Below are 11,643 nucleotides of genomic sequence, written 5' to 3' on the forward strand. Positions count from 1 at the left end.
CCCCTCTCCACCCTCGGGGCGCCCCCCCCCCGGTGCTCCGCCCCCCTTCGGCGTTCTCCCAGCTCGTGGCGGTGGAGAGTAGTGCGGGTATTCGACACTGCTGATCGTCGTTGACTCTCCGCTGAATCCCGACTGATCCGGTCGCCGGACGACTCGGGCTGAGCCCTTGGGAGTCCGGTTCGTCGGGGTGGCTACGCTCGGGGTGTCACCCCGTCGAGCCTGTTTGGGGAGCCGTTTTCATGTATCCCTCGCACCGTCCGCGTCGGCTTCGCCGCAACCCGGCACTGCGCCGACTCGTTTCCGAGACCTCCGTGGAGCCGCGGCACCTGGTGCTGCCGATGTTCGTGCGCGAGGGCGTCGACCAGCCCGTGCCGATCTCGTCTATGCCGGGCGTCGTGCAGCACACCCGCGAATCGCTGCGCAAGGCCGCTGTCGACGCGGTCAGCGCCGGAGTCGGTGGGCTGATGCTCTTCGGCGTGCCCGCCGAGCGGGACGCGATGGGCTCCGGGGCGGTCGACCCGGACGGCATCCTCAACGTCGCGCTGCGCGACCTGCGCGCCGAGCTCGGCGACGACACCGTGCTGATGGCCGACCTGTGCCTGGACGAGTTCACCGACCACGGCCACTGCGGTGTGCTGGACGAGGACGGCACCGTCGACAACGACCGCACGCTGCAGATCTACGGCGAGATGGCCGTGGTGCAGGCCCAGTCCGGGGCGCACGTGGTGGGCCCCAGCGGCATGATGGACGGCCAGATCGGTGTCATCCGGGACTCGCTGGATGCGACCGGTTACGTCGACACCTCGATCCTGGCCTACTCGGCGAAGTACGCCTCGGCGTTCTTCGGGCCGTTCCGGGACGCCGTCGACTCGCAGCTGCAGGGCGACCGCAACACCTACCAGCAGGACCCGGCCAACGGCCGCGAAGCGCTGCGCGAGGTCGACCTGGACCTGGCCGAGGGCGCCGACATGGTGATGGTCAAGCCGGCCATGTCCTACCTGGACGTGCTGCGCGACGTCGCGGGCGTGGCCGACGTGCCGGTGGCCGCCTACCAGGTGTCCGGCGAGTACTCGATGATCGAGGCTGCGGTGGCCAACGGCTGGCTGGACCGGAAGCGGACCGTGCTGGAGTCGCTGACCTCGATCCGGCGCGCGGGCGCGGACATCGTCCTCACCTACTGGGCGGCCGAGGCCGCGCAGTGGCTGCGGGACGCTCGAGCATGACGGACCTGGGGCAGCGAGTGGACGCGTTCGGCCGTCCGGTGCCGGAACCGGGACCGCCGCAGGCACCGCAGTCGCTTCTGGTGGCGCGGTGGCTGTGGATCGGTTCGGTGCTGATCGGCGTCGTGCAGGCGTTCATCCAGCTCCTCGACCGGTCGCGGCTGATCGAGGAGCTGCGCGCGTTGGACCCGAACATGGGGCAGATGGAGCTCGACGCCGCGGCCAACAGCATGATCATGTTCGCGTTCCTGCTCAAGGCGCTGGTCCTGATGGTGTACCTGATGCTCACCCGGCGGATGCTGGAAGGCCGGAACTGGTCGCGGGTCGTGCTCACCGTGTTCGGCGGGTTCGGGGTGTTCAACGCGCTGATCACGCTGCTGGGCGTCGCGGTGTTCGGCATCGCGCTGATCAACGAGATCACCCCGGTCACCATCACCCGGGTCGACGTGGTGTTCACAGCGCTGGTGGCGGTCGTCGAAGCGGCCGCGATCGTGTTCATGTACCGGCCGGACGGCAACCGGTTCATCCGCGAGATGGGGCCGCGCCTGCGGCAGGGCCGCGTCGCGCGCTGACGAATTGTCGCTTCCGCCGCGGGTTCTTAACCTGGGCTGATGACGTCGCAGGGGACGAACCCGCGGCCGAGCACGGTCGACGGCGCGTTCTGGGCCGGCATAGCCAGCGTGGTGGTGGGCTTCGCCATCCTCGCCACGTCGTTCCTGCTCGTCTCGGACGCCGACTTGAAGCTGGTGGTGGAGGCGGCCGCAGCGCAGGGGCAGCAGCTCAGCCCGGACCAGGCCCGCTCCGTCTACGCCGGGATGCTGGTGCTGGCGACCGCGATCGTCGCGGTGATCGCGGCGCTGTGGATCGTGTTCCTGTTCCTCATGCGCAAGGGCCGGAACTGGGCGCGAGTGGTGATCACGGCGGTCGGCGCGGGCTGGATCGTGCTGACCGCGCCGTCGCTGACCGGCGGATCGGTCGGTGGCGCCGCGACGGCTCTGCTGGCGCTGCTGCAGGTGCTGGCCGTGGGTGCGACGCTCGTGTTCGCCTACGTGCCGCTGTCGAACCAGTACTTCCAGCTCGCGCGCCGCGGTTGACGTCCTCGACTACTCGCAGCAGATCCTCGAGCACCTGACCAACCCGGTGATCCCGGTCCTGATCGATGGTCGGTTCCGCATCCTGCGCGGTGCTGCGGTCGTGTTCTCGGCGAAAATGCGGAAGGGTCGCAATTCCGCGCGGATCGCCGTGGTGGTGCTCGTCGTTCTACGGCCTCTGCGCGATCGTGGTTTTCGTGCTGAGCTTCGGCGGTGACTTCGGCAGCGCGTTCAGCGATCCGCTGTTGATCCCCGGGTACCTGGAAATGCTGTTGTCCCTGGTCACACCGATCGTTTTCCTGATTCTGGCGCTGGGTGCCCCGGCCAACGCCTATTTCAAAGCGATGACGGGTCGGTGATTTGGCCGAACCAAGTGGACAGCGCACGAGCCGGGTTTCTACTGTTTGCCGGTGACCTCACCGCAGAATCCATGGCAGCAGGGCGGCTACCCGCAGGGCGGGACGCCTTCCGGTGGTTTCCCGCAGCAGCCGTACCCCCAGGGCGGGTACCAGCAGCAGCAGTACCCGCAGGCCGGGTACCAGCAGGCCCCCTACTCGGCGCCGCCCGTGCCGCAGCAGGAGATGAGCCAGGTCCCGCGCCCGATCACCGTGGAGATCGCGTTCTGGATCTCCGTCGTGGTGCCGCTGCTGGCGACGGTGCTGTCCGTGGTGAGCTACATGCTGCTGCAGGGCTACCTGAACGACGTGGTGGCCGGCGCGACCGATCCCGACATGCCGAGCGAGTTCAACGAGGGGATGTCCTCGCTCGTCAACGGGATCATGCTGTTCACGTTCATCTTCATCACGGTGATCTTCCTGATCCTGACCGCCCTGTGGATCCTGTTCGGCTTCAAGATGCGGGCCGGCCGGAACTGGGCGCGGATCACGCTCACCGTCTTCGCCTCGCTCTGGCTGGTCAACGCCATCGTCAGCCTGATCGGCGGCGGCAACGTGACCTTCTCCGGTGAGATGCCGGACGTCCCGCTGCCCACGTCGTACTTCGTGATGAGCTACAGCCAGGCCGGACTCGGCCTGCTGAGCATGGCCGCGTTCATCACGCTGGTGTTCCTGAAGCCGTCGAACTGGTTCTTCAACGCCAACAGCCGCACGTACTGATGGAGTCACCGCGACCGCTTCGCTACGCCATCGTCCTCTGGTGGACGGTGGCGTTTCTCCTGCTGCTGCAGGCCGGGCTGATGTGGTCGGGGCGTTCCGAGCTCGTGCAGCAGCTCGGCGAGCAGCAGCAGCTGGTGCCGGCGGACGCGACGGCCCGCGCGCAGCAGATGATCGTGGCGAACACCGGGATCGCCGTCGTGCTCGCGGCGGCGTACTTCGGGTTCGGCGCGGCGGTGCTCAAGCGGCATTCCTGGGCGCGAGTGGCGTTGACCGCGTTCGCGCTGGTGCACCTGGTGCTCGTGCTGGGATCCGGTGCGGTGTTCAGCGTGCACACGATCCTGCTCGTCCTGGGAGGAACGGCGGCGGTGCTGATGTGGCGGCAGCCGAGCACGGAATGGTTGACGGGTGAGCGATGAGCGAGCCAGTGCTGTACTCGGAACGCGGTAGCAGCTGGTGGCCGGTGCTCTGGGGCCCGGCCTTCGCACTGCTGGGGTTCGGCGTCGAGGCGTTGACCCCGGGACCGCTGAACGCGTGGATGTGGGGCCTGTTCGGCGGGCTGTTCGCGGTCGCGGCGGCGGTGTGGGTGCACGGCCGCCGTCGCCTGGTCTCGGTGCGGCTGACGCCTGCGGAACTCGTGCTGGGCCGCGAGGAGATCGAGGTCAGCCGCATCGCGGCGGTGACCGACGTGGGTGCGCCGGTGGGTGCGCGGGTGCTCGGCGGGAGCTGGACGGTCCCGAAGGGGACGGGCGAGGTGCCGCTGCGCATCGACGACGACAAAGTCGTCCTGGCCTGGGCGAAGGACCCCAGCGCCCTGACCGCCGCCCTGACCGGGCTCGTCGAGAAGTAGTCCCGGTCGTCCCTCGATTTCAATGGAAATCGGACGTCTGATTTCAATGGAATTTTGAGTCCGGTCGGTTCCGCCACCGGTACCGATGCGCAGGAAGATCGCGGATCCACCGGGTGGGCGCGGGTGTGCGGTGGGTCATGAGACGCTTCTGTGCGTGACCACTCCGGAACCGTGGCCTGCGGACGGGCCGAAGTTCAGCGCCGAGAGCCTCGAGAACGACCAGCCGCGGGGCGGGTTGAACCAGCCCTGGCGGGCGGCCGTGGCCGGGATCGAGCTGGTCGTGGCCGTGGCGCTGGTGGTGGCCGGTTGGTGGGCGTGGCAGCACGGCACGGTGACGATCTACCTGCCCGGCCCGGACGGGGCGACCGACGTGGTCACCCGGTCGCTCGGGAGCTGGCTGGCGGCGGCGGTCGCCGCGGTGACCCTGGCCGGTTTGCTGCTGCTCGACGCGATCCGGCAGGTGGCGCTGGCCGTGCGCGCGCGTGCGCGCTAGTCGGGGTGTGACCGGTCACGGAGCTGCGCCTGTCAGACTGGGTGCGTGACAGCTTCTGCGAACCCCGCATCGAATCCGAACCACGATCCGGCTCCGCGGTCGCGGCAGCTGTTCGACCGCGCGCAGGCGGTGACGCCGGGCGGCGTCAACTCGCCCGTCCGCGCCTTCCACTCGGTCGGCGGCACGCCCCGGTTCATGGTTCGCGGCGAAGGCGCCTACCTCTGGGACGCCGACGACAACCGCTACGTCGACCTGGTGTCCTCCTGGGGCCCGATGATCAACGGGCACGCGCACCCCGACGTGGTCCGCGCCGTGCAGGAGACCGCGTCGCACGGCCTCTCCTTCGGCACCCCCGGCGCCGGTGAGATCGACCTCGCGCAGGAGATCATCGACCGCGTTGAGCCGGTCGAGCAGGTCCGGCTGGTCAACTCGGGCACCGAGGCGACGATGAGCGCCGTCCGCCTGGCCCGCGGGTTCACCGGCCGCCAGAAGATCGTCAAGTTCGCCGGCTGCTACCACGGCCACGTCGACGCGCTGCTGGCCAGCGCCGGGTCCGGGGTGGCGACGCTGGGGCTGCCGACCTCGCCGGGCGTCACCGGCGCGCAGGCCGCCGACACGATCGTCCTGCCCTACAACGACCTCGAGGCGCTGCGGCAGGTCTTCGCCGAGCAGGGCGACGAGATCGCCTGCGTGATCACCGAGGCCGCGGCGGGCAACATGGGCACCGTCGCGCCGCTGCCGGGCTTCAACGAGGGGCTGCGGGAGATCACCCGCGCCGCCGGTGCGCTGCTGATCATGGACGAGGTCATGACCGGCTTCCGGGTTTCCCGCGCGGGCTGGTTCGGCATCGACGGCGTGGCCGGTGACCTCTACACCTTCGGCAAGGTGATGTCCGGCGGGCTGCCCGCTGCCGCCTTCGGCGGCCGCTCCGACGTGATGGCGCGCCTCGCCCCGTCCGGGCCGGTCTACCAGGCGGGCACGCTGTCCGGGAACCCCGTCGCGGTGGCCTCCGGCCTGGCGAACCTGCGGGCCGCCGACGCCGACACGTACGCGGCGCTGGACCGCAACAGCAAGCGGCTGGGCGACCTGCTCGGCTCGGCGCTGACCGCGGAGGGCGTGCCGCACCAGATCGCTTACGCGGCCAACATGGTCAGCGTCTTCTTCAGCGAGAACCCGGTGCACAACTACGAGCAGGCGCAGGCCCAGCAGACCTGGCGGTTCCCGCCGTTCTTCCACGAGCTGCTCGACCGCGGCGTCTACGCCCCGCCGAGCGCTTTCGAGTCGTGGTTCGTGAACGCGGCGATGGACGACGCGGCGTTCGAGACGATCGCCGACGCGCTGCCGCACGCCGCCCGCGCTGCCGCAGCCGCCACCGCGCCGGAGGCGACCGAATGAGCAACCCCATGTCAAACCCGGTCCCGCGCAACCGCACCTCAGGGGAACGTGACGCAAGCCAGCCACAAGAAACCGCGAAACGCGAGATCGAGCTGGACGCGACCACCTCTGTGAATCGCGGAGAGGCGGAACAGCGGACTGTCGTGCACTTCATGCGCCATGGCGAGGTGCACAACCCGGAGGGGATCCTCTACGGCCGGCTGCCCGGCTACCGCCTGTCGGACCGCGGTGAGCAGCAGGCGAAGCTGGTCGCCGAGTTCCTGGCCGGGCGCGACGTCGTCCACGTGGTCGCCTCGCCCCTGCAGCGGGCGCAGCAGACCGCCGAGCCGATCGGTGCGACCTTCCAGACCGACGTGGCCACCGACGAGCGGCTCATCGAATCGGAGAACCGCTTCGAGGGCCTGAAGGTGTCGGTCGGCGACGGTGCGCTGAGCTCGCCGAAGCACTGGCCGAAGCTCTGGAACCCGCTGCGCCCGTCGTGGGGCGAGCCCTACCTGCAGATCGCGCACCGCATGCTCGGCGCGGCGCACCGCGCTCGTGCGGCCGCGGCCGGGCACGAAGCGGTGTGCGTGTCGCACCAGCTGCCGATCTGGACGCTGCGCCGGTTCCTGGAGGGCAAGCCGATGTGGCACGACCCGCGGCGGCGCCAGTGCTCGCTGGCCTCGCTGACCAGCCTGGTCTTCCGCGGCGAGGAGCTCGTGCGCATCGCTTACGTGGAGCCCGCCGGGGCTACTGATCCGAAGGTGACAGGGGCATGAAGAAGCTGTTGGTACGCCTGGGCTTGGCCGCTGCGACGGTGGCGCTGGTCGCCGGGTGCGCGACCCAGGGCGAAGACGCGGTGGCCAGCGGTGGCGAGTTCACCTTCGTCTCACCGGGCGGGCAGACCCGCATCTTCTACGCGCCGGACGAGCGCGGCCGGGTTTCCGGGCTGTCCGGGGACAGCCTGCTGGAACCGGGCAAGCAGCTGGGCATCGACGACTTCAAGGGCCAGGTCGTGGTGCTCAACATCTGGGGTTCGTGGTGCGGGCCGTGCCGGTCGGAGGCCGACGACCTGCAGGCCGTGCAGGACAAGGCCGGCCCCCAGGGCGTGCAGGTGCTCGGCATCAACGTGCGCGACAGCCAGTCGGCGGCGGCGGACTTCCACCGCGACCGCGGGCTGACCTACCCGTCGATCTTCGACCCGTCGGGCCGCTCGCTGCTCGCGCTGCGCCAGTTCCCGCGCAGCACCGTTCCGGCGACGATCGTCCTCGACCGCCAGCACCGCGTCGCGGCGGTCTTCCTGACGGAGATGCTGGAGAGCGAACTGCTCCCCGAGGTCCAGAAGGTCGCAGCCGAGAAGCCCTGACCCGGCATTGCGGTTTTCCACCCTTGTACCGCGTTGCGGTGCGGGTGGCGGGACCTCAGTGCTCGCCTGGACTCCGGGTGCCCGACTCCATGCATGCCCAAATCGCCGTGCGGTTTTGCAGTTTCAATTGAAACTGCGGGCGGTGTGAGCCTTGTCTCCCGGATTGCTCGGGTGGGGTGGAGGGTCCTGAAAAAGCGGGACCAATGGCCCTGGTGGTGCGATTTCGCCCCTGCTCGGGCCTGTCACCAGGGATGATGTGGTCCGGTTCACCGAGCCCGGTGCATCGTGGTGGTCTTGACTTTCCTACCCTCGAGGTGTGAACCCCACTGACCTCGCCGCGTCCGGACCGCTGCTGTTCGCGGCGGCTCTCGCGGTGCTGGCCGGGACGATCAGCTTCGCTTCGCCCTGCGTGGTGCCCCTGGTGCCGGGGTACCTGGCCTATCTGGCGGGCGTCGTCGGAGCTGAAACCCCGCCCGTGGAGGCGGCCGAGGTCGACGGGTCGCGGCGCGGCCGTTGGCGGGTCGCCGGGGCGGCGCTGCTGTTCGTCGCCGGGTTCACCGTCGTCTTCGCCTCCGGAACGCTGCTGCTGCTCGGCCTGTCCGATGCGCTCCTGGCCAACGAGCTCTTGCTGCAGCGCATCGGTGGTGTGGTCACCGTCGCGATGGGCCTGGTGTTCATCGGGCTGGTGCCCGCGCTGCAGCGCGATGTGCGCATCCACCGGGTACCGCGCGCCGGTATCTGGGGAGCCCCGCTGCTCGGCGCGGTGTTCGGCCTCGGTTGGACCCCGTGCCTCGGGCCGACCCTGACCGGGGTGACCTCCATCGCCATCGCCACCGACGGTTCGACCGGCACGGTGGTCCGCGGCGTCCTGCTGATCGCCGCGTACTGCCTGGGCCTGGGACTGCCGTTCGTGCTGCTGGCCCTCGGCGCCCGGTGGGCGCTGCGCAGCGCGGACTGGCTGCGCCGGAACGGACGTGTCATCCAGATCGCAGGTGGGGTGCTGCTGGTCGTCGTCGGCCTGCTGCTCGTCACCGGTTTGTGGGGAGATTTGATCGCCTTGCTCCGTGGCCCGATCGCCGGATACGAGACGATCCTCTGATGCGCGGACCCCTGAAGACGGCGCTGGCGTTCCTGCGCAACACCTGGCGCGGGTTGACGTCCATGCGCACCGCGCTGGTGCTGCTGTTCCTGCTCGCCCTGGCCGCGCTGCCGGGCGCGCTGATCCCGCAGCGCTCGCTGAACCAGGCCGAAGTGGACAAGTACTTCGCCGAATACCCGAAGCTCGCGCCGCTCCTGGACAAGGTCGGTGCCTTCGAGGTCTTCAGCTCCGTCTGGTTCGCCTCCATCTACGTGCTGTTGTTCATCTCCCTGATCGGCTGCCTGCTGCCGCGCTGCTACGAGTACTACAAGCAGTGGCGCAGCAAGCCGGTGCGCACGCCGCGCAACCTCTCCCGGATGCCGCACCACGAGCAGGGCACCCTCGACGCCTCGGTCGACGAGGTCATGGCCTCGGCCCGCACCCGGCTGCGCGGGTGGCGGATGGTCGAGCGGGACGAGGACGACGGCGCGAAGTCGATCAGCGCGGAACGCGGTTTCCTGCGCGAGATCGGCAACCTCGTCTTCCACTTCGCCTTGGTGGGCCTGCTGATCGGCGTCGCGGGCGGCAAGCTCTACGGCTACGAGGGCCAGGTCATCGTGGTGGCCGACGGCTCCGAGTTCTGCAACTCCGGTACCTACAACTACGACTCCTTCCGCGCCGGTCTCAACGTCGACGGCACCCAGCTCAGCCCGTTCTGCGTGCGCGTCAAGGACTTCGACATCGACTACCAGCCCAACGGGCAGGTCGGCGACTACCGGGTCGACATGGAGTACCAGGCCGACGACGACCTGGCCGCCAACAAGTGGCAGCCGTACTTGCTGCAGGTCAACCACCCGCTGCGCATCGTGGGCGACCGCATCTACCTGACCGGCAACGGCTACGCGCCGCGCTTCACCGTCACCTTCCCGGACGGGCAGAAGCGCACCGGCGTCATCCAGTGGCAGCCGGCCGTTCCGCAGACGATGCTCTCCCAGGGTGCGACCAAGTTCGACCCGCCCGGCGTGGTCGACGACGCGCAGCGGCGCCAGAAGCAGCTCGCCGTGACCGGCCTGTTCGCGCCCACCGCGTCCTTCGACGGCGCCATCCTCAGCTCCAGCTTCCCGGACCTGAAGGACCCGGCCGTGGCCGTCGACGTGCTGCGCGGCGACCTCGGACTCGACGCCGGCCGCGGTCAGTCGATCTTCGGCGTGGACCAGTCCATGGTGGACCAGGGCAGGCTCCAGCGGGTGGCCCGCCAGAACCTGCACGTCGGCGAGGAGGTCCGCCTCGACGACGGCACCTCGGTCCGCTTCGACGGCGTCGAGCGCTGGGCCAACCTGCAGGTGTCGCACGACCCGTTCCAGTCGTGGGTGCTGCTGTTCTCCGTTCTGATCATCTTCGGCATCAGCACCTCGCTGATGATCAAGCGGCGTCGGGTGTGGGTCCGCGCCGTGCCGCACCCGGACCCGGACGGATCCGGTTCCGGACGTACCGTTGTCGAAGTCGGTGGACTCGCCCGCACCGATCAAGCCGGGTACGGCGAGGAGTTCACCAGGCTCGCCGCTGACCTCCTCGGCACGGATGTCGACCACTCGCCGAAATCCCGCGCGGTCGCTGGCCCCGCGCGCGAAAGGAAGAGCTGATGCCGGTCAACGAGACGCTGTCGACCTACAGCGACATGGCCTACGCCACCTCGGTGGTGGTCTACATCCTCGCGATGCTGCTGTACTTCGCGGAGTTCTCCCGGGGACGGGTCGGGGCGGTCGAGCGCAAGCGCGAATCGGCCCTGGTCGGTGCCGGCAGCGGGGATTCCGGCTCGACACCGGTGGTCGGGCACGTGCCGGCCCCGGAGAAGCGGCCGTTCTCCGAGCGGCTCGGCGGCATGGCCGTCGCCATGACGTCGCTCGGCGCGGTGGTGCACTTCTCCTCCTTGCTGCTGCGCGGTCTGGCCACGGGCCGGGTGCCGTGGGGCAACATGTACGAGTTCGGCTCGGCGATCTGCCTCGCTTCCGTGCTGGCCTGGTTGGTCGTGCTGTTCCGGCAGACGCGCACCGCTCGTCGCGACACGACCTCGTCGCAGCTGCGCGGGCTCGGCGGATTCCTGATGCTGCCGGTGGTGCTGCTGCTCTTCCTGTCCGGCACGGTGCTTTACGCGCAGGCGGCACCGCTGATCCCGGCGCTGCAGTCCTACTGGATCGTGATCCACGTCGCGGCGGCGATCGTCTCCAGCGGTGTCTTCGTGTTCGGCGGTGTGGCCAGCGTGCTCTACCTGCTGCGCTGCCGGTACGAGAACAACCCGCTGAAGATGACGAAGATCGGTTCCCGGCTGCCCACCAGCCAGGCGCTGGACCGCGTCGCCTACCGGGCCACCGTGATCATCTTCCCGGTGTGGACGTTCGCCATCGTCGCGGGCGCGATCTGGGCGGAAGCGGCCTGGGGCCGGTTCTGGGGCTGGGACCCCAAGGAGACCTGCTCCTTCGTCGCCTGGGTCGTCTACGCCGCGTACCTGCACGCCCGCGCCACCGCGGGCTGGCGCGGGGTGCGCGCCGCGTGGATCAACATCCTGGGTCTCGCGGTCATGATCTTCAACCTGTTCTTCATCAACATCGTTGTCGCCGGTCTTCACTCGTACGCTGGACTGTGAGCGGATGATCGGCGCCCACCGGGGCGTCGAGGGAAGTCCGCCGCGCGCAGTGGACTCCGGCGTGAACAGCCCGCCACCTGCGCAGTTCACGCCCTGCTGGGGCCGAGAACCGGGGGAAGCGAGCGCCGACCCCCGGTGACTTGCGGGTAGCTCTGCGACTACCGTGCCTTGCGGAGACGGGGAGTTCTCGATTCGGTCCGGCAGGGCCCGGCTCGATCGTGGGAGGGACGGCAACGGTGACCGGACAGTACGAAGAGCCCGAAGCGCAGCGGAACGCGGGGACCACCGCGGCGCAGCCCGACGGCGCGGACGTCGAGTCCGGCAGCTCGGGGGCGGCACCGGCCGCGCCCGACGGCCAGTACGTCGAGCCGGCAACCCGGCCGGCGCACCCGACTCCGTCGTACGTCGACCCCCG

Annotated in this window: 14 protein-coding genes; all 14 read left to right on the plus strand. The window is 69.6% G+C overall.

Features of this window, described 5'->3' with window-relative positions; genetic code table 11:
• The first annotated feature begins 239 nt into the window (after positions 1-239).
• The 14 genes from hemB to ccsB all read left to right on the plus strand — a co-directional run bounded on the left by hemB (position 240) and on the right by ccsB (position 11,228).
• Positions 240-1,223, plus strand: coding sequence for a porphobilinogen synthase (gene hemB / locus ABTZ89_RS27320; RefSeq protein WP_351049860.1), 984 nt, complete (start codon positions 240-242; stop codon positions 1,221-1,223).
• Complete coding sequence (locus tag ABTZ89_RS27325) at positions 1,220-1,792, plus strand: hypothetical protein (RefSeq protein ID WP_351049863.1); 573 nt, start codon at positions 1,220-1,222, stop codon at positions 1,790-1,792. Before hemB ends, ABTZ89_RS27325 begins: the two co-directional genes overlap by 4 nt.
• A gap of 39 nt (positions 1,793-1,831) precedes the next feature.
• A complete protein-coding gene (locus ABTZ89_RS27330) occupies positions 1,832-2,314 on the plus strand; it encodes a hypothetical protein (RefSeq protein ID WP_270950785.1) in 483 nt (160 codons plus the stop codon).
• A 194-nt stretch (positions 2,315-2,508) separates the two neighbouring features.
• Complete coding sequence (locus tag ABTZ89_RS27335) at positions 2,509-2,670, plus strand: hypothetical protein (protein ID WP_351049867.1); 162 nt, start codon at positions 2,509-2,511, stop codon at positions 2,668-2,670.
• Between the two features lie 51 nt (positions 2,671-2,721).
• Positions 2,722-3,426 carry a hypothetical protein gene (locus tag ABTZ89_RS27340; protein WP_351049870.1) on the plus strand — a complete coding sequence of 235 codons (705 nt, stop codon included), beginning with the start codon at positions 2,722-2,724 and terminating at the stop codon, positions 3,424-3,426.
• Complete coding sequence (locus tag ABTZ89_RS27345) at positions 3,426-3,842, plus strand: hypothetical protein (RefSeq protein ID WP_351049873.1); 417 nt, start codon at positions 3,426-3,428, stop codon at positions 3,840-3,842. Before ABTZ89_RS27340 ends, ABTZ89_RS27345 begins: the two co-directional genes overlap by 1 nt.
• Entirely contained in the window at positions 3,839-4,273 is a 435-nt protein-coding gene (gene mce1N, locus ABTZ89_RS27350; protein ID WP_351049876.1) for a transport-regulating membrane protein Mce1N, read from the plus strand. Before ABTZ89_RS27345 ends, mce1N begins: the two co-directional genes overlap by 4 nt.
• 154 nt (positions 4,274-4,427) lie before the next feature.
• Positions 4,428-4,766 carry a hypothetical protein gene (locus ABTZ89_RS27355; RefSeq protein ID WP_270950793.1) on the plus strand — a complete coding sequence of 113 codons (339 nt, stop codon included), beginning with the start codon at positions 4,428-4,430 and terminating at the stop codon, positions 4,764-4,766.
• 108 nt (positions 4,767-4,874) lie between these two features.
• Positions 4,875-6,161, plus strand: coding sequence for a glutamate-1-semialdehyde 2,1-aminomutase (gene hemL, locus ABTZ89_RS27360; protein ID WP_408641888.1), 1,287 nt, complete (start codon positions 4,875-4,877; stop codon positions 6,159-6,161).
• Between the two features lie 152 nt (positions 6,162-6,313).
• The gene (locus tag ABTZ89_RS27365; RefSeq protein WP_270950797.1) at positions 6,314-6,919 is read left to right on the plus strand and encodes a histidine phosphatase family protein; all 606 of its coding nucleotides are present in this window, start codon (positions 6,314-6,316) and stop codon (positions 6,917-6,919) included.
• Positions 6,916-7,506, plus strand: a complete 591-nt coding sequence (locus tag ABTZ89_RS27370; protein WP_270950799.1) for a TlpA family protein disulfide reductase — start codon at positions 6,916-6,918, stop codon at positions 7,504-7,506. The genes ABTZ89_RS27365 and ABTZ89_RS27370 overlap by 4 nt, the downstream gene beginning before the upstream one ends.
• A 316-nt stretch (positions 7,507-7,822) precedes the next feature.
• Entirely contained in the window at positions 7,823-8,605 is a 783-nt protein-coding gene (locus ABTZ89_RS27375; protein WP_270950801.1) for a cytochrome c biogenesis CcdA family protein, read from the plus strand.
• Positions 8,605-10,227 (plus strand): cytochrome c biogenesis protein ResB, encoded by a 1,623-nt coding sequence (gene resB / locus ABTZ89_RS27380; RefSeq protein ID WP_270950803.1) that lies wholly within the window; start codon positions 8,605-8,607, stop codon positions 10,225-10,227. The genes ABTZ89_RS27375 and resB overlap by 1 nt, the downstream gene beginning before the upstream one ends.
• Complete coding sequence (gene ccsB / locus ABTZ89_RS27385) at positions 10,227-11,228, plus strand: c-type cytochrome biogenesis protein CcsB (protein WP_270950805.1); 1,002 nt, start codon at positions 10,227-10,229, stop codon at positions 11,226-11,228. Before resB ends, ccsB begins: the two co-directional genes overlap by 1 nt.
• Positions 11,229-11,643 lie beyond the last annotated feature (415 nt).

This window comes from Saccharopolyspora sp. NPDC002686, from assembly GCF_040295745.1.
Taxonomy (GTDB): domain Bacteria; phylum Actinomycetota; class Actinomycetes; order Mycobacteriales; family Pseudonocardiaceae; genus Saccharopolyspora; species Saccharopolyspora oryzae.